Below are 24047 nucleotides of genomic sequence, written 5' to 3' on the forward strand. Positions count from 1 at the left end.
CCTTTCTGCAATAGACAATCATGCCGCTCTTTGGCGGCACTTCAGAGGATGAAATTTCGAAGAAGATAGCCCTCAATTTGGCTTCGCCAAATTCGAGGCTTCCATAACAATGTCCTTAGTATGGACACTGTTATTTCAGGATAGAGACCTGAATTAGTTGGATTTCCAGCGGTCATATGCAGCCTGATTGATCTCGGCCACACGCTCACCGCCCATTTTCTTGACAGTCGCCACATAATTATCCCAGCCGGAGAGCGGCTCGGCACCGGTGATGAACTTCGCTTCCATCTGCTTCACATACGTGCTCAGATCCGAATTCAGACTGCTGATTTCGGTTTGCTCTTCTACGGTGAGGAACAAGGCCGGGAACGGAATCCGCGCTCCCTTATCGAGAAGCTTTTGCTTAGTCTCCTGCTCCACCCAAAGGTCAAAGTCCGTCTTCAGACCCTTGTTGATATCATCCATGGAGAGGGTTGGGGCCGGGATGCCGTAGTTAGGCGTCAAGGTCGCCCGGTAATCTTCCATTTCCTTGCCGTCTGGTACAGGCAGGTACTCCTTGACTCTATTTTCTTTATCAGTGTAATTCCAGAGTGTTCCCTCCGGCCCTTTATTGAAGAACAGCGCACCTTCATAGGAATACAGATAATCTACCCAACGGATGGAGGCTTCAGGCTGCGGGTTGCTCTCAGAGATGGCGAACGCGCCGGTAGTAATCCCTCTGTTCTTGGCAATCGCCGGGGCGGCAACCGATTCGCTGTGAACGGGCGCAAACATCGGATCTGCCGTCGAAGGCTCTCCGCCTTTAGTCATATAAGCATGCCAGTCGGAGAACAGGGCAACACGGTTGTCCTGCGCCTTAGCCTTTTTCTGCTCTGCGGTCTGCGAGAAGCTCTCTTGATCCAGCAGTTCTTCGGACCACAGACGGTTCATATAGGTCAAATACTCCTTAAAGCCTGCCTCAAGCGGTGTATAATGCACCGTGTCGTTGTCATCCACGTAGATTTCTTCCTCATAGATGCCGAAAGCGCCCAGCAGCCATGTGCGGATATCGCGGAGATTCGCTGCGGTTGTCGTCACCGAGGAGATGGGAATTTCATCTGCGACGCCGTTGCCGTTCGGATCTTCCTCCTTCACACGCTTCAGATAGGTATACAGCTCTTCGGTCGTTTCAGGAAGCTTGTCAATATTCAGCGCCTTCAGGAAATCCCCGTTATACCACATCGGGTTGCGGTACCAGTGCTGGCTGAGCTCCACCACAGGCAAGGAATAGATATGCCCGTCCGGTGCTGTAATCGACTTGCGGACATCGGGATTCTCCTCCAGCAGCGCCTTGAAGTTCGGGGCATATTCATCAATCAGATCCTCCAGGGGAATCAGGATACCCTGTTCTCCATAATTCATCTGTTCTGCAGTCGTCAGACCGGCAGCATAAAAAATATCCGGGTAATCCCCGCTCGCAAACACCAGATTCTTTTTGGTCTCAAAGCTGTCCTTCGGCGCATTCTGGTATTCCAGCGTAATGCCGGTAAGCTCCTGCATCTGCTGAAGCACAGCCATGTTCTCCCAGTTTTGAATCCCTACATCCGGTGCCAGCATCGTTAACGTAACGGGTCCACTTACAATCGGAAATCCTTCCTTACTCACAGTGACTTCTGAGGTACCGCTGTTCGCTGCCCCTTCTTTCGAATTGCCGCAGCCTGCCAGCAGTGTCAGGATCACAGCCGAAGACAGCAGAAGCTTCCATGGTTTGCGTGTGGTCTGCATAGATGATTCCTCCCTTATTATCATTACATTTTATACACTTACCCTTTGACAGAGCCAATCATGACCCCTTGGACAAAGTAACGCTGCAGGAACGGATAGACAGCCACAATGGGCAGGGTGGAGACGACAATGACTCCATATTTGATCAGCGATGCCGTTTCTGCCTTCGAATTCATGGCCATCGCCACCTCGCTGTTAATCGCGGCACCCGTGGTTTCGGCCGACATTTCCTGAAGGACAAGGATCTGGCGCAGAACCATCTGCAGCGGATACTTGGCTTCATCATTCAAATAGATCAGGGACGGAAAATAGCTGTTCCAGTGGCCTACACCATAGAACAAGGCCATAACGGCTACAATCGGTGCGGATAGCGGCAAAATAATGCGGATGAACAGCTTCAGATTGGTACAGCCGTCAATGTGCGCCGCTTCCTGCAGCTCCTTAGGGATGGTCGTCTGAAAAAATGTGCGGGCCACGACAATGTTCCAGACTGAAGCGGCCACCGGCAGTATCAAAGCACCCATACTATTAATGAGGCCCAGGTTCTTGACCAGCAGATACGTCGGCACCAGTCCGCCGCTGAAGAACATCGTGAACAGAATGATGCCCATAAACAGCTGGCGTCCGACAAAATCAGATCTGCTGAGCGCATAAGAGGCCGGCAGGGTAACGGCGAGATTGAGCAGGGTCCCTGCCGCCGTGTAGATAATTGTGTTCAAATAACCATTCCATATCTTAGGGTTTTCAAAAACAAGCTTGTAGCCGTCCAGAGTCACATTCTTCGGAAACAGCCACATGGCCCCCGAATTGACGTCCTGCGGGGAGCTGATTGAAGCGCTGAGAATATAGATCAGCGGATAAAGGACAACCACCAGCGCAAGACATAAATAAATATAGGTGCTGATCAGAAACAGCTTATCCCCCCTGGATTCTTTCATTGCAGTAACCATAGACTTCAACTCCTTTCTACCAGAGGCTGTTCTCACTGGTGCGTTTGGCAATCCGGTTGACGGTAACCAGCAGAATGACGTTGACCGCCGAGTTGAACAATCCGACAGCCGTTGAGAAACTGTATTGGGCGTTCACCAGGCCGGCGCGATATACATAGGTGGAGATTACATCGGAAGCCTCCATATTGAGCGAGTTCTGCAGCAGCAGGATTTTCTCGAAGCCAAGGCCGAGAATATTACCCATATTCAAGATCAGCATGATCGTAATCGTCGGCACAATTGTCGGCAGATTGATATGCAGCACCCGTTTGAGCCGGCTCGCTCCATCCACTATAGCCGCTTCATGCAGCTGGGGGTCTACGCCCGAGAGGGCCGCAAGATAAATAATGGTCCCCCACCCCGTGCTCTGCCAGACACCCGAGAAGACATACACCGTCTTGAACCAGGCCGGATCGGTCAGAAACTGTGCAGGCTGAAATCCGAGGAACTCAATGACCCGCACAATCATTCCGATGGAGGGTGATAAAAAGGTAATGATCATCCCCGCCATGACAACTACAGAAATGAAATGCGGTGCATAGGTGACCGTTTGGACCGTTTTTTTGAACGGACCGTTGCGGACCTCATTGAAGGCCAGCGCCAGAATAATCGGCAGCGGAAACCCGATCGCAAGTTCATAGAAGCTGATGCTGAAGGTATTCCAGAGCAGATCCCAGAAAAAATAGGAATTGAAGAACCGTTCGAAATGATCAAAACCAACCCATTCACTGCCCGTGATTCCTTTGGAAGGCACGAAGTTCTTAAAAGCAATCTGGATGCCGTACATCGGACCATAATGAAAAACGAAGAAATACAGTAATGCGGGAAGCATGAACAGATAAAGCTCCCAGTTTTTCCAGATCCTTTTGCCAAGGGACTTGTTCTTCAATGAAGGACTTCCGGATACCGCAGCGTTACTCCCCTTCATTCTTTCACTCCTCTCTATGTTAGTTTACGTAACATTAAGTCGTGTAGCTGCTTCGCATTCTTCACAATGCAACTCTTGCTAACGCTTACAACACAAATTGTAGTGAAACTAAGCTGACATCGTAAATATGTAGGTTCTGCATTGTCATGTTAAGGGAGTGTAAAACCGCGCTGCTACGGCACTTTCCGGCCTGCTCTGCCATTGTCACCTTCATATGGACCACCGCCTGAAATGTGTGAATTATGAACCTCCCTCCGGGCTGCAAAAGTTACATATTGTGATCACAGGACAGGTATGCAAACATTTGCTACGAATGCCTGACTAAAGGATTGACTGACGATATAGGAGGTTTCTGTTATGACCCGTACAACCGCCCACCTGATCTCCCACACGCATTGGGACCGGGAATGGTACATGCCTTACGAGCGTCATCATGCTCTGCTGGCGAAGCTGATGAATGAACTCCTGGAGACCCTGGAGAAGGACGAACGCTACCGTTATTTCCACCTGGACGGACAGACCATTATTATTGAAGACTATCTTCAGGTTCATCCTGAGAAAAGAGAAATCCTGGAGCAATTCATCCGTGAAGGACGCATTGTCATCGGACCCTGGTATGTGCTGCAGGATGAATTCCTGACGAGCTCGGAAGCCAATGTCCGCAATCTGCTGATCGGCCATCAGGATGCGGCCAAGTATGGCGTCATCTCCAAGCTGGGCTATTTCCCGGATTCCTTTGGCAATATGGGACAAGCGCCGCAGCTGCTCCGGCAGGCAGATATTGAGACTGCAGTGTTCGGACGCGGTGTGAAGCCGACCGGCTTTGACAATATGGTCGGTGAGCTGAACAGTGCAAGCTATGAATCGCCTTATTCCGAAATGCTCTGGGAGTCTCCCGACGGCTCAAGCGTGCTCGGACTGCTCTTCGCGAACTGGTACAGCAACGGTAACGAGGTGCCTGTGGAGGCGCAGGAAGCCACGTCCTTCTGGGACAAAAAGCTTGCCGATGCCGGTAAATATGCATCCACCCCGGAGCTGCTATTCATGAACGGCTGTGATCATCAGCCTGTGCAGCGCAATCTCGCCGATGCCCTGGAGACCGCCAGGAAACTGTATCCGGATGTGGATTTCGTCCATTCCAGCTTCGAGCAGTATTTGCAGGCGCTTAAGCCCTCGCTGCCTGAAGATCTCGTGACCGTGAACGGCGAGCTGCGCAGCCAGCACACCGACGGCTGGGGGACGCTTGTGAACACCGCTTCCGCCCGCGTCTACCTGAAGCAGATGAACCAGCGGGGTCAGACCCTGCTGGAGAAGGGCGCCGAGCCTCTGGCTACACTGGCTTATCTGGTCAGCGGGAAGGCTTATCCCCATGCATTGCTAACCTACGCCTGGAAGACCCTGATGCAGAATCATCCGCATGACAGCATCTGCGGCTGCAGCGTGGATGAGGTTCACCGCGAAATGATTGGACGCTTCGAGAAGAGCAGACATGTGGGTGAAGCCATTATTGAAGAAAGCCTGAAGACCATAACCGGAGTGATCGGTACTGCAAACACGGCTTCCTGGGGGGAATCCGCCGTTCCGGCAGCGGTCTTCAATACCACAGGCTGGGAACGCAGCGGTACGGTAAGCGTGGATGTCATTGTCGCCAAGCGCTATTTCAAGGAAGGGCCGAACCCGGCGGCGATTGCCGAGGCGCTGGACCGGCTGCCGCTTGATCTGGACAACGGCCGGCTGCTGGACAGTGAAGGGCAGACCATTTCCTGCCGGGCGGAAGATCTGGGCACCCAGTTCGGCTATGAGCTGCCGGACGACCAGTTCCGTAAGCCTTATATGGCCCGCAAACTCCGTCTGACCTTCGAGGCCGCACAGGTACCGCCGCTCGGCTACAAAACATACGCCTGGATACAGTCACCGGATGTCCGTACCGAAGCTGCTGCCAGTCCACTGAGACTCATGGAACAGGGAATGGCCAACGACTTCCTCGTTATTGGGATCCGGGAGGACGGCTCCTATGATGTAACGGACAAACATACCGGTAAAGTCTTTAAGGGACTCGGCGTCTATGAGAACTGCGGCGATTTGGGGAATGAGTATGTGTTCCGTCAGCCGGAGGGCGATGTTCCGCTGACTACCCGTGGCCTCACGGCCCGAATCTCTCTTGCCGAGCATGAGCCTTACCGCATTACCTACGAAATCGTCCACGAATGGGAAATCCCGGCTTCCGCCGATGCTGCGTTCGCGGAAGAGAAACGCAAAATGGTTCCGTTCCGGCAGCGCAAGGCAGGACGTTCCTCGGAGCAAGTGCCGCTGCGGATCGTGACCCGGATTAGCCTTGAGGCTGCAGGGACCTCCATTCAGATCTCTGCTAAGTTTAATAATCAGGCTATGGACCACCGGCTGCGCGTCCTTTTCCCTACCGGACTTACCGCCTCCACCCTTCTGGCTGATTCCATATTTGAAGCGGCGGAGCGCGATATTGATCCGGCTCCCGACTGGATTAATCCAAGCAACGCCCAGCATCAGCAGGCTTTTGTCAGTGTGTCGGATGGCAGCGCCGGACTTATGATCGCCAACAAAGGACTGAATGAATACGAGGTCCTGCGCGACGGGAGGAATACCATTGCTGTGACCCTGCTGCGCAGCGTGTCGGAGCTGGGAGACTGGGGTGTGTTCCCTACACCGGAAGCCCAGTGCCTGGGTGAGCATACCGTAGAATTTGCGGTTCGTCCTTATGCCGGAGATGCCGCCGAGCCGGAGGCTTTTGCCTGGGCCTATCAATATCAGGCCCCATGGTTCACTGCCCAGACCGGCTGGCAGCAGGGCTCCTTGCCTGCCGAGTATCAGCCGCTGGAGTGGCAAGGCCGCACACTGGCCCTCTCCGCATTCAAAATGTCCGAAGACAATGAGGACGTTGTCCTGCGGTGGTATAATCTGGCGCACAGGGAGCAGGATTTTACGCTTAAGGCTCATTTTCCCGTACAGGCTGCATACGCCAGTGATATTCTGGAGCGGCGGAACCACAGGGAAGCATCCGACGAAGGAATCCTTCGCAGTTCCGTCAGCAAAGCCCAAATTGTCACCTATGCGCTGCAACCTTTACAACCCTAATATCAACCATACCAGGAGGAGTTAGACTATGAACTTGCCAGCTTCCATTACCCAGTATCTGAATGAAGCCGACGAACGGCTCGCTCACCATCCGAAATTGCAAAAACTGTTCCGTAACTGTTTTCCGAATACGCTGGAAACCACAACCAGACTGCTTGATGACGGCACTACCTTCGTATTCACGGGGGATATTCCGGCCATGTGGCTGCGTGATTCCACTGAACAGGTGCGCCATTATATTCCTTTTGCCAAAAATGATCCTGAGCTTCAGCGGATTCTCCGCGGCCTGATTGCCCGGCAGATGTTCTATGTCAATATCGATCCGTATACCAATGCCTTCAACGAAACAGCAAGCGACAAGCATTACCGGGACACCGACGACTGCAATCTGAATCCGTGGATGTGGGAGCGCAAATACGAGCTGGACTCCCTCTGCTTCGTCGTACAACTGGCTTATATGTACTGGAAGGAAGCGGAGCAGACCGATATCTTCGATACCGCCTGCTGCCAGGCGCTGACCTCCATCGTGAACGTTATAGAAACGGAGCAGCATCACGGGGAGAAATCGCCGTACTATTTCATCCGGCAGACGCTTCAGGATACGGAGACTTTGTACAACAACGGACGCGGCATGCCCGTCAATTACACCGGCATGAGCTGGTCCGGCTTCCGTTCAAGCGATGACAGCTGCGAATTCGGCTACAATATTCCCTCAAATATGTTCGCCGTGGTGATTCTAGGGTATATCCGTGAGATCGCAAGCGAGGTGTACAAGGACGAAAGACTGGCGGCCCGGGCTGCAAAGCTGCGCAAGGAAATTGACTTCGGCATCCGTACCTACGGAATTGTAAACCACCCGAAATACGGCAGAATCTACGCCTATGAAACGGACGGCTACGGCAATTATTCCCTGATGGATGATGCCGGCACACCGGGACTGATGTCCATTCCTTATATTGGTTATGTGGGCGTGGAGGATGAAATTTATCAGAACACCCGCCGGTTTGCTCTCAGCTTCGAGAACCCCTTCTATTTCGAAGGCAAACATGCCAAAGGGATCGGCAGTCCGCATACGCCGGGAGGTTATGTTTGGCATATGGCGCTGTCCATGCAGGCGCTGACGGCAGACAATGATGAGGAGATCAAAGAACTGATTGATATGCTTATACGGACGGATGCGGATACCGGATATATGCATGAAGGCTTCCACCCTGACGATCCCGCCGATTTCTCGCGCGAGTGGTTCGCCTGGTCCAACAGCCTGTTCGCCACCCTGATCAGCAAAGCGATGGACAAAGGACTTGTCTAATCACAGCTGCACCTGCTGTACTTTCCTTCCATGGACATTGCAGCGGAAAACACTACCCTAGTTATAATGATGTGAATTATATAATGGAGTCCTGCCTTTAGAAAAAAAACCGGCTGCGCCGTCCTATATACAAGGATGGCGCAGCCGGTTTTTTGTAGCTGGAGTAGCTGGACTGCATGAACTTTAATAGCTGCTTTGGCTCTGCTCGCCTTTGGCAATAGCCACGCCGCCGCTGGTGCCGATTCTTGTCGCTCCGGCTCCAACCATAACAAGGGCATCCTCTGCGCTGCGCACACCGCCGGATGCTTTGACGCCGATGTCCGGACCGACTGCCGCACGCATCAGTGCGATATCTTCCTTGGTGGCTCCTCCGGTAGAGAATCCGGTGGATGTCTTTACAAAGTCCGCTCCGGCTTCCACGGCCAGCTTGCAGGCACGGACTTTCTCCTCATCACTCAGCAGGCAAGTCTCGATAATGACTTTGGTTAAGGCTTTGCCGCGGGCTGCATCAACAACAGCAGAGATATCACGCTTCACCAATTCATCATTGCCATCCTTCAAAGCGCCGATGTTGATCACCATATCGACTTCACCTGCGCCTTTTGCTATTGCATCGGTTGTTTCAAAGGCCTTAGTTTCCGGTGTTGAAGAGCCTAAGGGGAAGCCGATAACCGTGCATACTTTTACCTCAGGCGTATCTTTCAAGACTGCATGGGCAACTGATACCCATGCTGGATTTACGCAGACCGAGGCGAACTTATAGGCTTTGGCCTCTTCCGCCAACTTAATGATATCTTCTTTCCGTGCATCCGCCTTCAGCAGCGTATGATCAATGATCCCGGATAGTGTAATTTCACTCATTGTTAATTCCTCCATAGCAGTAGATATTCTCACACCCTGTAATCATACCAATAGAAGAACGCTTTGGAAAGGCAAAGGAGAACGTTCTACACCTTTCATTATGCTTATGTACCTCTGCACGGAATGGATTAACCCCTATTTTATAAATATAAAAAAATAAAAAGTTTAATTATGCTAAATAATCCTTTTCAAAACAACGATAATAATTATATGGAATTATTGGTTTCCATATTTTTCTTGCTTGATTAAACAATTAATTTGTAGAAGGAGATGTTTGGACAGATGGGTAGTTTTAAATTCGCAACGAACACCAAAGAGCACAAACTGGATGTACAAGTCGAAGGAACCATGTCAGAGGAGGACGCAGGACGGTTTATTCAGGAATATAATCAAACCGTAAGCAAGTTTGACCCGGCTGAATATGAGATTGTCCTGGACTGCACTGCGCTGAATGTTTCTTCCCCGGATGTGCTGCCTATGCTGGAGCAATGCTATATTCTGTACCAACAATCCGGGTTCAAAAAAGTAGTCTTCACGATCGCCAAAAGTCCGGTGCTGAAAATGCAGCTTAGCCGCGTGGCCCGCTCCACAAAACTGGCAAACTATGAAATTATCGAAGTGTAGGTGAACCTGATGAAACATACCGGAGAAAACATTAGAATCCGCAATGCCGCGTACTACCATCCACAGCACATTGTTGGCAATGATTATTACCTTGATCATTTCGCGCAAATGGGGAAAGACATCAAGCGGTTCCTCGAAGTGATGGGCCGCAAGAATAGATACATTATCAAGGACGAAAACGAAAATTCGCTGACGATGGGATTAAAGGCGGCACAGAAGGTGCTTGAGGATGCCGGTCTGCAAAGTGAAGATCTCGATATGATTGTGTTCGCTTCACAGACACCGGAGTATACTTATCCTACCAATGCCCTGCTGCTGCACAACAAACTGCAATGCAAGCATCGCACCATTACTCTGGATTCCAATGCCAATTGCGCCGGTATGGTAGCGGCTGTTGAACAGGCAAGCCGTTACATGCAGTCGAACCCAAGCATCCGTTATGCGCTGATCACAGGGAGCGACTACAGCTCGGTCAACTGCAATACGGATGATGAAATTACCTATCCTAACTTTGGAGATGCGGCGGCTGCCGTTATTCTGGAGCGGAGCAGTGAAGCTGGGGGATTTACAGATTCCTTGTACTACACAGATTCCGAAGGCTGCGAGAACATTATGTTTCCAGCATGCGGATTGTCTAACATCTATCGCGAAGATATAACAGCAGAGCAGATTCGAATCCGCTGGACGCCGTTTGACGGTACCGTATGCGTAGATGCGGCCATAGCCGATATTAAAGAGCTGCTGAGCCGCAACGGCCTGACTACCGATGATATCTCCGCCTTCTGCCTGTCCCAATTCTCACTCAAAAACATTGAGCTGATTCAAGAGGGGCTCGGCCTTAGTGAAGAGAAATTCATCTATGTTGGCGACGAATTCGGCTATACTGCCACAAGCAGTCCATTTATCGCCTTTCAGCGTGGAGTCGAGGATGGACGGATCAAACGCGGGGACTATGTCTTCTTCTGGTCCGTAGGCGCCGGCTGGCAAATTCCGACGATGCTCTTCCAATACTGATTAACGGGAAACCGGACAAGCTATCTTCTTACAATCATGCAAAGAGCCTTGCTCTCATTCTGGAGCAAGGCTCTTCTTTATGCCAAAGGCAATGGTTACTTTTGCGTCAGCGAATCAATATCCACAAATGGCGTGGCCCCACCCGTTACGGACGGCAGTACGCCGTTCCATTTCTCCAGTGCTTTCTCCTGGACCTCAATTTGCTTCAGCTGCACCAGCTCAGGTGTAACCTCCTGCTTCTTCAATCTTAAGGATTCGGCCTCCGCCTGTGCCTGGGCAATCTTCTGTTTAGCTTCTATCTCGACCCGCCGGAGATCATTCTCCGCCTTCAGCGCCTGCTGCTGGGCGACCTGCTTCGCTTCAATCGATTGGTTGAAGGCATCGGAGAATTTGAAATTGACTATGTTGATGTCATTAACGACTAGATCATATTTGGCCAGCCGTGCAGTGAGCAGACCACTGATTTCTCCCGCCACGGCATCACGCCGTGTAATCAAATCTTCTGCGGGGTATTTAGCCGTTACCTCCTTCACAATCTCCTGAATCGCCGGATTGATGATCACCGCATCAAAATTGCCTCCAATATTATTCATCAGATTATAGGCAGAGTCTTTATTGACGGAATAGTTAACGGCTACATGGGTAGATACGGGCTGAAGGTCCTTGGACGATGCCGTAGTGTCCGTCTCCGCTTTGGTTACCTGCGTGTTAACCTGAATCACACTCTGGAAGAAGGGGATTTTCAAATGAATGCCCGGTGTCAGCATATTGTTGTTCAGTTTGCCGAAGGTTTTGTACAAACCTACATGCCCGTACTCTACGGTAGCAAATGAGTTGGCGGCGATTAGCCCCAGAACCAATACCGCTGCCGTGATGCCTATGAGTTTGCCTGGCCTAGTCTGCTTCAATTTCGGATTAATCTCCATGATTGTTGAAACCTCCCTAATTATGCTCTGCTTGGTATTGTTAACCTTTTATACGGTGGTGCAGCACCAGCGGTCGCAAGGAATTTTTTGCAGGGAAGTATTCTATATTGTATTAGGGAGAAGGACGGCTGCAGCCGGATGCCAATGTCAGCAGCGGCACAAGCAGCACTGCGGTTATTTTTTTCAGGATGAGATTCAATTCTCCACTCCTCTTCTGCCGGGAATGTCACCGTTCTTCTATAATATTTGAATCTCCACCACTTAGCTGACGCTTGAAGGGGTGGATTCTTGCGAACAGAGGAGCAACCTCCTCTTATGGGCAAGCGATCCCTGCGTTCTCGCAGTTCTACGTTTTATTTTTATAGGTAATTGCTATACCGCTACCTCTTTGATATTATGAGCCGCATTTTCATCCCGATCATGGTGTGTTCCACAAGCTACACATGTCCATTCTCGAATCGAGAGGTTCTTCACTTCGGGATGGATTGTGCCGCATACGTGGCACTGCTGACTGGTCGGCTCGAAGGTGTCAGCAACCCGGAGGGTTCGTCCATACCAGGATGCTTTATACGTCAGTTGACGCACCCATTCGCCCCAGGACGCATCAGCGATGGACTTGGAGAGTTTGGGATTTTGAATCATATTCGCCACTCGCAGATGTTCGATGCTGATCGTTTGGCACTCACGGATCAGCTTCGTTGTCATCTTGTGGAGAAAATCGTTCCGGGAATTTGCAATGTGTTCGTGAATACGAGCAATGTGTTGCTTGGCTTTCTTCCAGTTGGAGCCCCCTGGTGTGCGTCTTGCCAAACGCCGCTGCCACAGCGCAAGCTTTTTCTCGTATTGACGGTAAAACCTGGGGTTGGCAAAATGTTCGCCGTTGGAGCACACAGCGTATTCCTTAAGCCCCAAGTCAATGCCGATATGTGCATCTGCTTGTGGGAGTGGGATCTTTTCGACCTCGCAAACCAGGGAGACAAAATACTTATCGCTGGCGTTTTGCCGTACCGTAGCGGACAGTATACGACCCTCCAGCTTCCGAGAGTTGGCGAAACGCATCCAACCGAGCTTGGGAAGCTTCAATCGGTTGCCTTCAATGGCGATATTTCCGTTCGTGAATTTCGTGGTGTAGCTTTGTACTGGATGCTTCCGACTTTTGAAGCGAGGCGCTTGATTTTGCTTTTTGAAAAAGCGGTCAAAGCTATCTGCCACATGCCGAACGGCGGACTGTAAAGCAATACTATCGACTTCTTTGAGCCAGTCATATTGTGTTTTTAGGACGGGGAGCTGTGTCGCACAGGTCTGATATGACAACCCTTTGCCTGTCTCGGCATAGGTTTGGTTCCACTCTTCCAGGAAATGATTGAACACAAAGCGGCAGCAGCCAAACATTCGACGAATGAGTTGCTGTTGCTCGGTATTCGGGTAGATGCGGTATTTATAGGCTTGATGAACGATCATGTGCGACACCCCCTTTTATAGTATTTTCTTACAGTATAGCACGTATGTTCGCTGAATAGTTGAAAACCGCCGATTCATCTCCGCCTATAGAGGTCGGAGTCTTTTCGGCTTTTGATGATAAATAGCAGCCTTCTCCATAGAGAAAGCTGCTAAAAAGATGATTATTAATCATATGAATTACAAATGTCCGCCGGATAAGGACAAGCCAACCCGTTTTACCAGCTGTGTGCTTTCCTCGTTTAATCCGGTAATCGTAACCGTTTTGCCATACGCCGCATACTTGCTGATCGTCTTTGCAATGGCGCCAGCCGCTGACTGGTCCCATACATGGGAATGTGTGAAGTCGATCCTGATGTTCTCCGGATCGCCCTCATAATTAAACTCATGAATAAAGTGGCTTGTCGTACCGAAAAACAGCTGGCCGGAAACGACATATGTGGCCATATCGGCGGATGTCTGGACGCTCAGCGAAATCGAGGCTATTTTCCAGGCAAACGTCAGGGCACTGAGCAGAACACCGAACAACACCCCGATGGACAGATTATCCGTTAGCACGACCGTAACAACCGTTACAATCATTACCAGCGCATCGCTTAGCGGTACGCGGGCCAGCGTCTTCAGCGAGCCCCATTCAAAGGTGCTGATGCACACCATGATCATGACGCCTACCAGCGCTCCCATTGGAATTTGCTTAACGATATCACCGAGAACAAGGATGAGGAACAAGAGGAACATCCCCGACACAAAGGTGGATAGCCGGGTGCGTCCACCCGATTTCATGTTGACCATCGATTGGCCGATCATCGCACAGCCTGCCATGCCTCCGAAAAAGCCCGTGACGATGTTCGCCAATCCTTGCCCCTTCGCTTCACGGTTCTTGTCGCTTCCGGTGCCGGTTATATCGTCAATTAAAGTTGCCGTCATCAGCGATTCCAGCAGCCCGACCACAGCGAGTGACAGTGAATATGGCAATATAATGAGCAGCGTATCCAGTGTAAATGGCAGCTGAGGCAGATGGAACAGCGGCAATGCCGATGTTATTTCTCCCATATCCCCCACGGTCCTCACATCCAGATCAAGCACAATGCTGAGCACTGAAACGATAATAATTGCCACAAGCGCCGAAGGCACCGCCTTGGTGAAACGCGGAACCGTATAGATGATGAGCAGAGTCAAGGCTACAAGGGCATACATCACCCAGCCTTGGCCCTTGAAATGCGTAAGCTGTGCCATAAAGATCAGAATAGCCAGCGCATTGACAAAGCCGGTCATGACCGGCTGCGGCAGAAAGGTAATAAATCTCCCCAGCTTGAGCATCCCCATCACGATTTGGAAAACTCCGGCTAATACGGTAGCTGCGAACAGATACTCAATTCCGTGCTGGATTACCAGACTGCCGACCAGCAGCGCCATTGCGCCAGTGGCTGCCGAGATCATGCCCGGTCTGCCTCCGGCAAACGATGTTACAATTGCGATGCAGAAGGAGGCATACAGACCGACCATCGGGCTTACTCCGGCAAGGATCGAGAACGCAATCGCTTCGGGAATGAGTGCAATCGCCACCGTCATTCCGGAAAGAACATCGCTCCGTGTATTGGAAAACCACCCGTTATTTAATTTTAGCTGCTTCAAGCTTCTGTTTCCTCCTGTTTCTGTTATGGTTGCTTGGACTGTTCCGAACAGTCCGGGCCGGTGCAACGCCAATGTTTCCTATTGTACCTGACCCGCCATAACCTCCACAAAAGTGCAGCCTGTACTTGTAAGCGTTTATTTCCGTCTTTTTCTCGCGTATGCTGCGAAAATCAAATCCATTCAATAGTTTTAAATTACCGGTACAGTCCTGAAGCCTTAACCTCATTGAAGAAGGTATTGAATTCCTCGATATTAAGCTGCTGCGCAGCATCCGACAATGCAGTCGCCGGATCGGGATGAACCTCCACCATGATGCCGTCGGCTCCGGCGGCGAGTGCCGCTTTGGCGCAAGGGATCAGGATATCCTTGCGTCCGGTGGAGTGGGTCACATCGACCAGCACCGGCAAATGGCTCTCCTGCTTCAGGATCGGCACGGCCGAGATGTCCAGTGTATTACGCGTCCATTTCTCGTAAGTGCGGATACCGCGTTCGATCAGCATGACCTGGGTATTTCCGCGTGACATGATGTACTCAGCTGCATGGAGGAATTCTTCCATCGTTGCAGCAAGCCCGCGTTTCAGCAGAACCGGTTTATTCAGTTCTCCAGCCGCCTTGAGAAGCTCAAAGTTCTGCATATTGCGTGCGCCGATTTGGATAATATCCACATAATCCAGTGCCGGCTCCAGATGTGCCGGATCAACGATTTCACTAATCGTCAACAGGCCGTATTCATCAGCCGCCTCACGGAGAATCCGCAGCCCATCCATGCCAAGACCCTGGAAATCATACGGCGAAGTCCGGGGCTTGAACGCTCCACCGCGCATTACGCGGATACCGGCTTTTTGCAGCGCCGCTGCCACCGTACGGGTCTGCAGTTCGCTTTCTACGGAGCAAGGGCCTGCTACCATCAGCGACGACAAGCCGCCGACGGTCACATCGCCCGGCAGGACAATAACGGTGTCCTCTTTGTGGCTCTTGCGGCTGACAAGCATGCTTTTCTTGTGCTCGGCAGACTGCAAATCCAGAGAAGCGGAGAAGATTTGCTTGAAGAGGCTGCGGATCGTTCCGCTTGTGAAAGGTCCTTTGTTGCCCGCTACCAGCTTCTCCAGCATCTGTTTTTCCCGTTCCGGATCGAACTTCGGCACGCCTTGCTTTTCTTTAACTACACCAATTTCCTGAACTACCTGGGCACGCTCGGAGATCAGCTCCAGCAGCTGCTCATTAATTTCATCCAGGCGGGCTCTCAGCCCATCCAATTCCACGTTGCTCATTACCTTCCACTCCCTCTTCTCGATTAATTCAACCTATGAACGCAAAAAGGCCCCCCGTCGCAAGGGACGAGGAGCCGTGGTACCACCCTTATTTAGGATTAATCAAAAACAACCGCCGGCACAAAAAATGAAAGCTCATTTCCTGCCCGGGATTAACCCTATCTTACACCCGATAACGCGGGGCGCGGGCCTCCCTACCCATAGTTGCTGCAGCAAATACTTCAGGGGCCGACTCAGAAGTGAACTTCGGCGCTAATCGTCTCATGAGGGTGCTCTCAGTCTCCGGCACACCTTCCCTGTTAAGATCTGCTTCTAGCGCTTACTCTCTTCGTCATTGTCATTTGTGTTATATGCCGGCGCTTCTTCTGCGCCGGTTGATGCTATCTTAATCAATAAGATCCTCTGATGCAAGACATCAATGTGCCGCTTCACAGCTTTAATCAACTAAAATATCCTTTAATAAGATTAAGCGCCCAAGCCTATTTTTTCGCCTCAGAAAAATTTCCCGATGATATTCGAAATAGCTTCGCTTCTGAGCGGCTTGCTGATATATTCCTCCATCCCGGCCTCGAGACAAAGCTCACGGTCGCCCTTCAGCGCATTTGCCGTAACCGCAATAATTACCGGAAGCTTCTCCTGCGGAAGCGTCTGTTTAATAACCCTGGTAGCTTCCAGCCCATTCATCCCGGGCATCTGCACATCCATGAATATAATATCATAGTCCTTGCTGCCGGCCATCTCCACTACCTGCAGTCCGTCTACCGCAACATCGACAGCGTAGCCCCGCTTCTCCAATATTTTGCGCAACACGATTCGGTTAATTTCATTGTCTTCGGCCACTAATATACGCAGCTCCCGGCCAACCGGACCCAGGGTCGGCAACTCGGTACCCGGTTCTCCGTCTGAACCTTTGTCCTCCTCGCGCAGCACCACAGTGAATACAAAGGCCGCACCAATCTCTGTGCCGCTATCCAGTGCAATGCTGCCGCCCATCAGTTCAACAAGCTGTTTGGTAATGGCCAGGCCCAGGCCTGTTCCTTCATGACGCCGGCCCATAAATTGCTCAAGCTGATAAAACGGCTCAAACAGCCGGCTCCGGGAGTCTTCCGGGATACCAATCCCGGTATCAGCAACAGTGAATTGCAGCGTAATGCCATTTGCGGCTTTTGCCGCAGTCCGGACCTGTATTGTGACACCTCCGGTATAGGTGAACTTCACTGCATTGCCGACCAGATTGAGCAGAATCTGCTTCAGCCGGTCTGCGTCACCTATCAAATGCTCCGGCACTTCTGCGCCCGTCGTAACCTCAATGTACAACCCCTTCGCCTCCGCCTTAAGGAGCAGCAGTTCGAGCGCGGAGTCCATGCAATTCTTCAGCACAAACGGCTCTTCGTGCAGGGCTGTTTTGCCCGCTTCATTCTTGGAGAAATCCAGAATATCATTGATGATATTCAGCAGCGTATGACCGCTCTGCCGGATAATATCGAGATACTCGCGCTGCACGGAGCCCGGTTCACTCATGTCCAACAGCAGATCGGTCATCCCCAGAACCCCATTCATCGGCGTGCGGATCTCATGGCTCATCATCGCCAGAAACTCGCTTTTGGCCTTGTTCGTATTCTCAGCAATCTCCTTGGCAATGAGCAGCTTCTTCTGCTCGGTAATATCCTTCACGATAATATAGAATCCGACCCGCTCCTCGTTGATGATGATAGGGGCGATCGTTGTCAGCACTTCGACGGTATGGCCGTCTTTATGCCAGATCAGATTGATGTTCCGCTCCTTGCTGTTGTTCTCATTGCAATAACCGATTACATCATGCAGATGATGGGCGCCGATAATCAGACTCACACTCATTCCGACCATTTCAGGGATAGTGTAGCCTGTCAACTGGCAGGCTTGTTCATTTCCGTTTATGATATTGCCCTGCAGATCCAGGGAAATAATCGCATCATGATTATATTTTTTCAGGGAGGTATACCGCTCAATGGATTCCTGCAGCATCGTCTCTACGGCTTTGCGCTCTGTTACATCACGGCCTACCGCAAGCACGCTCATGCTATTCCCATCCTCAATTAAACGCAGGGTGAATTCAATCCAGAGGTATCGCCCGTCGGCATGGCGGATTCGCAGCTGGATGCTCTGAAACTCCATGGGCTCAGAGAGCTCCAAAACGGAAAGATCCTCATGGTGAATCAGCCCGCGGATATCGCGTCCAATCAGCTTCTCCGGCTCGTACCCAAGCACCTCCTGAATCGAAGGTGAACAATACAGGCAAATGTTGTCCAAAGTGGAATAATACACAATATCCCTTATGTTCGCGGCGATCAACCGGTAGAGTTCATCACTAGGAGGAGGGGCAATTTCGGAGGTATTCCCCTCCGGAATCTCAGCCAAATGAATTAAATAATGCAGCTTCTCCCCCGTACAAGGATCGCTGACAAGCACAGCATGCAGAAGCAGCCGGACCGGTGTGCCGGCGGCACGGGTCAGCTTAATTTCACATTCAAAAAAGGGGGCCTCTCCTGCTTGCAGAGCCCCCATCATCTTTTTATATACCGCCAAAGAATCATTATGCAGAAACTCACCGAATTCACGCTCCAGGAGCTGTTCCTCCGAATATCCCAGCATCAAGACTACCGCGGGATTTATACGGGTCCATTTCTCATCCATAGAAAGAAAAGCTACTCCAACCTTTCCCGTTTTGTACGCCTGTCCAAAGCGGGAATATACCTCCGCATGCTGTCTTAACATCTGATCCACCGCCCGTTTGTGGAGTATTGAGTGAAATTCACTTATTTTAAAACTTCAATATAAATATCTTGTATAATCGGGCGAAAGTCAAATGTTATTCCCGCTTTTTCAGCTATAAAATTCAAGGCATTAGATATTCACTTTCCGCAGGTCTTAGAATGAATAGTAAACTTCTTTTCCGGCAAGAAAATCCCTGCACAGGGTATCGCATACTTTTGCTGCATCCTCTTTAATCCAGCCATTCCGGTCAAAGTCATGAATAAAAAATAGATAGCTGATGAATATATCCATAAAAATCAATCCTTCAATATACCGTACCTGATCAAAAGTGAAAGTGGACCTTGAAGCATAACCCAGCAATAGGGTTTGCCTTAATTCGCTTGGAAGGATGGAAGATGCGCTGCCCAGGTCAAATAGGTAATAGCCATAACCGAACAATCCAAAGTCTATATAACAGGGACCCTCATTCGTAATAATGACATTCCCAAGTTGAACATCGGCATGTATGAGCCCCCACTCTTGTTGAGCATCCAAATCCCTCAGTTGTCCCTTTACATATTCCAGAACCTCCCTAATGATCTCATAGTGCTCTTGACTGTACAGGCTGGCTTCAATTCCATATTTAAGTTCCTCAATCGCACTATCTATTCTTGCTGCATCATATACAGGTCTGGTTAGCGCCGGCAGTGCGGATTCCCGTGAAAAATGATGTAGATCCGCCAGCTTCTCCCCTAATGCAAAAACAATCTGCCCTATGTTGTCTTCCTGCAAAGTAAGCGTTGAACCCTCTATCCACTCCAGTAAGGTTGCGTAACAGGAGCCAAATTCATTGGCTGTATATTCTGAAACAAACTGGCCCGCACGGTTAACAGAGGGTTTCTGCACCCGCAGGCTGTTCTTTTGGGATAATCCCTGAAGTAAGTACATTTCTGACTTTAAGCCTTCAAGCGTATGTTGTATACCAAACAGACCTGCTGTTGCAGGTTTATGTATGCGCAGCAAATACTGTTTGTCGTCGCTTGTATCTGTTACCTTAAACGTCATATTTTCATTATGTCTAATAAATTCAATTGCTGGTTCTGAGATAGAATAAAGCGCAAGCACTTCTTCTGCATGATGCATCAAATCGTCCACAAATTCAGATTCCATAATATAATCACCGTTCCTGCATTTTCCTTTTAGTTTATCATAGGTTTAATCCCGGATACGCGGGCAAGAACAGTTAAATACAAAGAAGCCCTTAACAAAGCGGCTTCGTAATAATCCTTATAGAACGGCTTTTTGCCGGCAAACCGGCCTTCCGGCGGAGTTCTCCCCAGTGCCCCACCTTTGACTGTACACCCTTGCTCTAATCCCGGTCCGGTGTCAGGAACCCCCTGTTAACAAAGCTTCAACAGTTTCCGTAACGGCTTTGACCTGAAAGGGCTTCGTAATATACCCGGCAAAACCTGCACCTTTGGCCCGCTCAATATCCAATCTCTGGGCAAAGGCGCTAATCGCCAAAACCGGGATATGCCGGGTCTCCTCTTTCGACTTCAAAGATTCCAATGCCTCATAACCACTCAGGTCGGGCAAGCCGATATCCAAAATAATCAGATCCGGCAGCTTCTGCCTGGCAATCTGCAGACCAAGCTCCGCCGTATCAGCTTTCAGCAGTAATACGGAGGGCAGATTTCTTTTGAAAATATGATGCATTAAATCCATGTTGAGCTCATTATCTTCTACATAGAGCACCGTCTGCTTGTATGCCCCCATTCATCAAGTCCCCCTAAATGTTTAATGCGCAATATACCTAGTCAGAGAAAATAAAAAAGCCGAAGAAAGGGTCATCTCCCCCTTCTCCGGCTCATGTTCGGCTCATTTGCATGTCCGACCCATTTCCACCTCATCTATGATGTTTATTGAAAAGTATATGCTATCACACTGGTATCCTTGTCGAAATCCCAATCCACATAAATGTCAGACAGCTCCTTGCCAAGCATCGGCGCAATTGTGGTGGTATCCTCCAAATAACGTTTTTCCATTTTGCGTTTCGTTGTTTTGAGTGTATTCTCATAGCCGAGGCCAATCAGTTCCTTCTCCAGAGGAATCAGAATTCCCTCACGCTTGATGATCAGAGTGCGCGGGCCAAGCCACCAGGAGTCGGTAAATTCCGGTTCCTTCTGCACTTTCCTGCTCACTTCATTGATCTGGGCATGGACTTCTTCACGCCCGGCATAATCGTCGACAGCCACTCCGCTGTGCTTGATGAGTGCAACGATCATTCCTGACGCGTTATGTATGCCCCAATCATAAAAAATCTCGCTGACCTCAATAGCCATCTTGTCCTTCAGGTAAGCCGAAAGCTCGGGAAGCAGTGATTTCATCAGGAGCTCCCGCGTGTAGCGGAACGCCTGCTCCTCTTCCTTGTTTAACAAAAATCTCTCCACAGGCCCGATAAAATTGCGGATATGCATGGCGATGCATTGCTCTCCGATAGAAGCATGAATGGATTCGGGCCCTTTCCCGAAGCGCTCTCTCAGCAGTCTTCCTGTGTAACTGGAAAGTTGGCTAGTAAGTTCTGTAGTGCTCATCAAATTTCCTCCAGCATTATATTCTTTTGTCTGTGTCTAACTGTATGGGGAGACTCTCCGCCTGCTGAAGAACGGTTCGTACACCTTAGTATAATCTCAACAGCCAGCTTCGTACACACAAAAAAATCATTGCACAATTTGACACGCGAAATTAAATTGTATACAATTTAATGAATAATAACATTTCATTACATATTGCGGAAGGATGATTCAGCAATGAGCATATATCAATATACCGCGCGCAACATTCGGGGCAAGGAAACCAGCCTTGAACAATACAAGGATAAAGTCCTGCTGATTGTAAATACCGCCAGCAAATGCGGGTTCACTCCGCAATATTCCGACCTTCAGAAGCTCTATGAGAAATATCAGGATGACGGATTTCAAATTCTGGGATTTCCCAGCAACCAGTTCGGGGAGGAACCCGGAACCAACGAAGAAGTAGACGTCTTCTGTCAAATTAACTACGGAGTTAGCTTCCCCCTATTTGAGAAGGTTGATGTGAAAGGCGAAAATAAACATCCCCTGTTTCACTATCTGACCGGTCAGGCGGGCTTTGAAGGCTTTGATGAAAGCAATGCCAGCGGGAAGCTGCTGCATGCCATGCTTCAGGAGCGTGAGCCTGCAACACTGGCTGACGACGAAGTGAAATGGAATTTCACCAAGTTTCTTATTGACCGTAAAGGCCAAGTTGTGAAACGTTTTGAATCCTACAGCGATCCGCTGGACATTGAGCCGGCTATTCAAGAACTGCTGTAAAATAGTTCAGTTGCATATTGCCTGCTAATATATGGATACGACAAGAGGGCGTCCCGGAAGCCTTTCATTCACGGCTTCTGGAACACCCTCTTTATGCTTACAAAAGAATCGAATGGCTTGTTTCACTTGCCACGGTACGTTTCAGTGAACACTTCAAAGAACGGCGTAGTGTCCCTTTCCGCCATTGTATCCTGTACCCCGGGGCTCCAGCCAATCTCCGCCCGCCAGCTTCCGAGCAGCCCGGAAGCAATCAGCTCCTGCTCATCCACCGCAACCTGCTCATCTCCTTGGGGCGCTACATAGAGCGCATCCGCCGGACAATAAGCCTCGCACATGAAGCAGGTCTGGCAGTCCTCCTGCCTGGCGATGACCGCAAGCTTGCCCTCCATCTCGAATACATTCGTCGGGCATACCTTGACGCATAACCTGCAGCCGATGCAGCGGTCCTTGCTGACCAGTTCGATCATATCGCCTGCCCCTCTCTGCGCACATTCAGCTCATGGGCATGCGGCACTCTTTCCGTGCTGATGCCGATTCGGTCTATGCCGGACAGAATCAGCCGGTGGGTCTGGCGGATATCCAGCTCCGGATATTCAGCCAGCCGCTGGAGGCCCCGGCTTTCCTTGCGGGCCAGCGCAGCGGTGTATATCCAGCGGCCGACATTCAGCATGGCGGCTGCTTCCCGCGACTGCACTATGCCCTGCACCGTGGCGGGAGGCCGCCCGGCCAAATAGGGCATCAGGCTGTCCAGCCGCTTCAAGGCTGCGGCAACGACGGGCTCGCTGCGGAAATAGTTAATCTGCAGCGGCAGAATTTCACGCTGGACGGCCGCGATCAGCGGTCTTGCCTCCAGCGTTTCCGGGGCATCGGCGCCAGCCGGCAGACCATAGCGGCCTGCCGCGGTAAGCTGCCGGGTGTCCGCCTGCCGCGGCTGGGACAGCGCGTGCCGCGCGGCTCCCTGGCCGGCCCAGCTTCCGCTGCAAATGGCCCAGGAAGCGTTGTAGGCCCCGCCGCCGGAAATGGCGCCGGTTACCTTCTCGCGGGATGCGGCATCCCCGGCCGCATACAGGCCGGGTACCGTTGTCGCACAGTCGGTGCCCGTCAGGCGCAGGCCGCCCGTACCGCGCATCGTGCCTTCATAGCGGAGCGTGAGCGGGAATTTATCCTTGAACGGATCAATCCCCGCCCGCTCCAGCGGCATGAAGAAGATCGGGTGGGCACGGCGCAGAAATTCGCGTTTCTCCGCTGTGTCGGCCAAATCCAGCGAAGCATAGACCGGACCCTTCTGCATCAGTTCCGGGATGCTGCCAAAATTGCGGTCGCCCTGGTGCAGCGGCTTGCCCGCCGCATCATACAGCGTCGCCCAAGCCAGCATCCGCCCGCGCGTCACCGTTCCGCCTTCAAAGCTTGGCGCATACTGCCGGCTGAATTCCATGCCCGACAGCTCGGCACCGGCTTCGGCCGACATCAGCAATCCTTCGCCTGTGAGCACGTTGCAGCCCAGACCTTTGCTGAGGAAGGCGCAGCCGCCGGTAGCCATCACCACGGCGTTCGCCCGTACCTCCCAGGCTTCGCCGGTCAGGCGGTTGATCCCCCGCGCGCCGCCCACTCCATGTTCATCATGCAGCAGTTCCAAAGCGGGAGACTGATCCCAGATCTTCACTCCCGCCTTACGGACTACCCGCCGCATAATCTTCATATACTCCGGGCCGTGGAGATGGGTCCGCAGCGGATTTCCCGCTTCATCCTTGGGAAAGGGATACCCCCAAGCCTCAACCCGTTCCAGACTCTGCTCCACCTGATCCAGCACACGGTGTATCCAGGCATTCTCCGAGAGGTACCCTCCGGCTTTAAGCCTGGCCTGAACCGCCGCTTCACGCAGCTCAGCTACCGGCGGGATCACGAGCAGCGTGGTGCCGCCCGGAGCTGTGGCGCCGCTCGTTCCCAGATACCCTTTATCCGCCAGGATGACCTGCGCTCCCAGTGAGGCTGCATTCCATGCCGCCCATGCCCCGGCTGGACCTCCGCCCAGCACAAGCACATCCGTTGTTATTTGCTGCTGCTGCGGCAT

19 protein-coding genes are annotated in these 24047 nt (G+C 51.2%); 5 read left to right on the plus strand and 14 right to left on the minus strand.

Features of this window, described 5'->3' with window-relative positions; all coding sequences use genetic code 11:
• Positions 1-153: 153 nt before the first annotated feature.
• From MHI45_RS14200 to MHI45_RS14210, 3 genes are read right to left on the minus strand one after another with little or no spacing between them, the layout of a single operon-like run.
• Positions 154-1764: an extracellular solute-binding protein gene (locus MHI45_RS14200; RefSeq protein WP_340896459.1), complete on the minus strand. Its 1611-nt coding sequence runs from the start codon at positions 1762-1764 to the stop codon at positions 154-156.
• Positions 1765-1802: 38 nt separating this feature from the next.
• On the minus strand, positions 1803-2714 hold the full coding sequence (locus MHI45_RS14205) for a carbohydrate ABC transporter permease (protein WP_076114136.1): 912 nt from the start codon (positions 2712-2714) through the stop codon (positions 1803-1805).
• A gap of 16 nt (positions 2715-2730) precedes the next feature.
• The gene (locus MHI45_RS14210; RefSeq protein WP_341119164.1) at positions 2731-3681 is read right to left on the minus strand and encodes an ABC transporter permease; all 951 of its coding nucleotides are present in this window, start codon (positions 3679-3681) and stop codon (positions 2731-2733) included.
• Positions 3682-4038: 357 nt separating this feature from the next.
• Here MHI45_RS14210 and MHI45_RS14215 point away from each other — a divergent pair, with 357 nt between their 5' ends.
• On the plus strand, positions 4039-6792 hold the full coding sequence (locus MHI45_RS14215; RefSeq protein WP_076114135.1) for an alpha-mannosidase: 2754 nt from the start codon (positions 4039-4041) through the stop codon (positions 6790-6792).
• A gap of 28 nt (positions 6793-6820) precedes the next feature.
• Positions 6821-8101, plus strand: a complete 1281-nt coding sequence (locus tag MHI45_RS14220; RefSeq protein ID WP_076114133.1) for a glycoside hydrolase family 125 protein — start codon at positions 6821-6823, stop codon at positions 8099-8101.
• A 183-nt stretch (positions 8102-8284) separates the two neighbouring features.
• Here the strand turns inward: MHI45_RS14220 and deoC are convergent, their stop codons facing one another.
• On the minus strand, positions 8285-8962 hold the full coding sequence (deoC, locus tag MHI45_RS14225; RefSeq protein WP_076114132.1) for a deoxyribose-phosphate aldolase: 678 nt from the start codon (positions 8960-8962) through the stop codon (positions 8285-8287).
• 282 nt (positions 8963-9244) lie between these two features.
• On the opposite strand from deoC, the gene MHI45_RS14230 reads away from it, so the two are divergent.
• Both MHI45_RS14230 and MHI45_RS14235 read left to right on the plus strand, forming a co-directional pair.
• The gene (locus tag MHI45_RS14230; RefSeq protein WP_076114131.1) at positions 9245-9586 is read left to right on the plus strand and encodes a hypothetical protein; all 342 of its coding nucleotides are present in this window, start codon (positions 9245-9247) and stop codon (positions 9584-9586) included.
• A 9-nt stretch (positions 9587-9595) separates the two neighbouring features.
• Positions 9596-10600: a ketoacyl-ACP synthase III gene (locus MHI45_RS14235; protein ID WP_038596683.1), complete on the plus strand. Its 1005-nt coding sequence runs from the start codon at positions 9596-9598 to the stop codon at positions 10598-10600.
• Between the two features lie 95 nt (positions 10601-10695).
• Here the strand turns inward: MHI45_RS14235 and MHI45_RS14240 are convergent, their stop codons facing one another.
• The 8 genes from MHI45_RS14240 to MHI45_RS14275 form a co-directional block, all read right to left on the minus strand.
• Entirely contained in the window at positions 10696-11526 is an 831-nt protein-coding gene (locus tag MHI45_RS14240; protein ID WP_076114130.1) for a prohibitin family protein, read from the minus strand.
• Between the two features lie 372 nt (positions 11527-11898).
• Entirely contained in the window at positions 11899-12987 is a 1089-nt protein-coding gene (gene tnpB, locus MHI45_RS14245; RefSeq protein WP_341119165.1) for an IS200/IS605 family element RNA-guided endonuclease TnpB, read from the minus strand.
• 177 nt (positions 12988-13164) lie between these two features.
• Entirely contained in the window at positions 13165-14619 is a 1455-nt protein-coding gene (locus MHI45_RS14250) for a SulP family inorganic anion transporter (protein ID WP_076114023.1), read from the minus strand.
• A gap of 194 nt (positions 14620-14813) precedes the next feature.
• The gene (locus tag MHI45_RS14255) at positions 14814-15890 is read right to left on the minus strand and encodes a bifunctional 3-deoxy-7-phosphoheptulonate synthase/chorismate mutase (RefSeq protein WP_076114024.1); all 1077 of its coding nucleotides are present in this window, start codon (positions 15888-15890) and stop codon (positions 14814-14816) included.
• 492 nt (positions 15891-16382) lie between these two features.
• Positions 16383-18644, minus strand: coding sequence for a PAS domain-containing sensor histidine kinase (locus MHI45_RS14260; protein ID WP_076114025.1), 2262 nt, complete (start codon positions 18642-18644; stop codon positions 16383-16385).
• A gap of 153 nt (positions 18645-18797) precedes the next feature.
• Complete coding sequence (locus MHI45_RS14265) at positions 18798-19793, minus strand: phosphotransferase enzyme family protein (RefSeq protein ID WP_076114026.1); 996 nt, start codon at positions 19791-19793, stop codon at positions 18798-18800.
• Positions 19794-20009: 216 nt separating this feature from the next.
• The gene (locus MHI45_RS14270) at positions 20010-20399 is read right to left on the minus strand and encodes a response regulator (protein ID WP_038596695.1); all 390 of its coding nucleotides are present in this window, start codon (positions 20397-20399) and stop codon (positions 20010-20012) included.
• 143 nt (positions 20400-20542) lie between these two features.
• A complete protein-coding gene (locus MHI45_RS14275; protein WP_038596697.1) occupies positions 20543-21217 on the minus strand; it encodes a Na-translocating system protein MpsC family protein in 675 nt (224 codons plus the stop codon).
• 216 nt (positions 21218-21433) lie between these two features.
• Between MHI45_RS14275 and MHI45_RS14280 the strand changes: the two genes are divergently transcribed.
• Positions 21434-21976 carry a glutathione peroxidase gene (locus tag MHI45_RS14280; RefSeq protein WP_076114027.1) on the plus strand — a complete coding sequence of 181 codons (543 nt, stop codon included), beginning with the start codon at positions 21434-21436 and terminating at the stop codon, positions 21974-21976.
• Between the two features lie 122 nt (positions 21977-22098).
• Here MHI45_RS14280 and MHI45_RS14285 read toward each other — a convergent pair whose 3' ends face one another.
• Positions 22099-22443 (minus strand): 4Fe-4S binding protein, encoded by a 345-nt coding sequence (locus MHI45_RS14285; protein ID WP_076114028.1) that lies wholly within the window; start codon positions 22441-22443, stop codon positions 22099-22101.
• Entirely contained in the window at positions 22440-24047 is a 1608-nt protein-coding gene (locus tag MHI45_RS14290) for an FAD-binding protein (RefSeq protein ID WP_076114029.1), read from the minus strand. Before MHI45_RS14290 ends, MHI45_RS14285 begins: the two co-directional genes overlap by 4 nt.

Origin of the sequence: Paenibacillus sp. FSL H3-0321 (assembly GCF_038002865.1) — a bacterium.
GTDB lineage: Bacteria > Bacillota > Bacilli > Paenibacillales > Paenibacillaceae > Paenibacillus_AQ.

What these genes read in the sequence shown, in the direction of transcription:
- MHI45_RS14200 (WP_340896459.1), bottom strand. Translation starts at nt 1,764, where the DNA reads ATGCAGACCACACGCAAACCATGGAAGCTTCTGCTGTCTTCGGCTGTG.
- MHI45_RS14205 (WP_076114136.1), bottom strand. Translation starts at nt 2,714, where the DNA reads ATGGTTACTGCAATGAAAGAATCCAGGGGGGATAAGCTGTTTCTGATC.
- MHI45_RS14210 (WP_341119164.1), bottom strand. Translation starts at nt 3,681, where the DNA reads ATGAAGGGGAGTAACGCTGCGGTATCCGGAAGTCCTTCATTGAAGAAC.
- MHI45_RS14215 (WP_076114135.1), top strand. Translation starts at nt 4,039, where the DNA reads ATGACCCGTACAACCGCCCACCTGATCTCCCACACGCATTGGGACCGG.
- MHI45_RS14220 (WP_076114133.1), top strand. Translation starts at nt 6,821, where the DNA reads ATGAACTTGCCAGCTTCCATTACCCAGTATCTGAATGAAGCCGACGAA.
- deoC (WP_076114132.1), bottom strand. Translation starts at nt 8,962, where the DNA reads ATGAGTGAAATTACACTATCCGGGATCATTGATCATACGCTGCTGAAG.
- MHI45_RS14230 (WP_076114131.1), top strand. Translation starts at nt 9,245, where the DNA reads ATGGGTAGTTTTAAATTCGCAACGAACACCAAAGAGCACAAACTGGAT.
- MHI45_RS14235 (WP_038596683.1), top strand. Translation starts at nt 9,596, where the DNA reads ATGAAACATACCGGAGAAAACATTAGAATCCGCAATGCCGCGTACTAC.
- MHI45_RS14240 (WP_076114130.1), bottom strand. Translation starts at nt 11,526, where the DNA reads ATGGAGATTAATCCGAAATTGAAGCAGACTAGGCCAGGCAAACTCATA.
- tnpB (WP_341119165.1), bottom strand. Translation starts at nt 12,987, where the DNA reads ATGATCGTTCATCAAGCCTATAAATACCGCATCTACCCGAATACCGAG.
- MHI45_RS14255 (WP_076114024.1), bottom strand. Translation starts at nt 15,890, where the DNA reads ATGAGCAACGTGGAATTGGATGGGCTGAGAGCCCGCCTGGATGAAATT.
- MHI45_RS14260 (WP_076114025.1), bottom strand. Translation starts at nt 18,644, where the DNA reads ATGTTAAGACAGCATGCGGAGGTATATTCCCGCTTTGGACAGGCGTAC.
- MHI45_RS14265 (WP_076114026.1), bottom strand. Translation starts at nt 19,793, where the DNA reads ATGGAATCTGAATTTGTGGACGATTTGATGCATCATGCAGAAGAAGTG.
- MHI45_RS14270 (WP_038596695.1), bottom strand. Translation starts at nt 20,399, where the DNA reads ATGGGGGCATACAAGCAGACGGTGCTCTATGTAGAAGATAATGAGCTC.
- MHI45_RS14275 (WP_038596697.1), bottom strand. Translation starts at nt 21,217, where the DNA reads ATGAGCACTACAGAACTTACTAGCCAACTTTCCAGTTACACAGGAAGA.
- MHI45_RS14280 (WP_076114027.1), top strand. Translation starts at nt 21,434, where the DNA reads ATGAGCATATATCAATATACCGCGCGCAACATTCGGGGCAAGGAAACC.
- MHI45_RS14285 (WP_076114028.1), bottom strand. Translation starts at nt 22,443, where the DNA reads ATGATCGAACTGGTCAGCAAGGACCGCTGCATCGGCTGCAGGTTATGC.
- MHI45_RS14290 (WP_076114029.1), bottom strand. Translation starts at nt 24,047, where the DNA reads ATGCCGCAGCAGCAGCAAATAACAACGGATGTGCTTGTGCTGGGCGGA.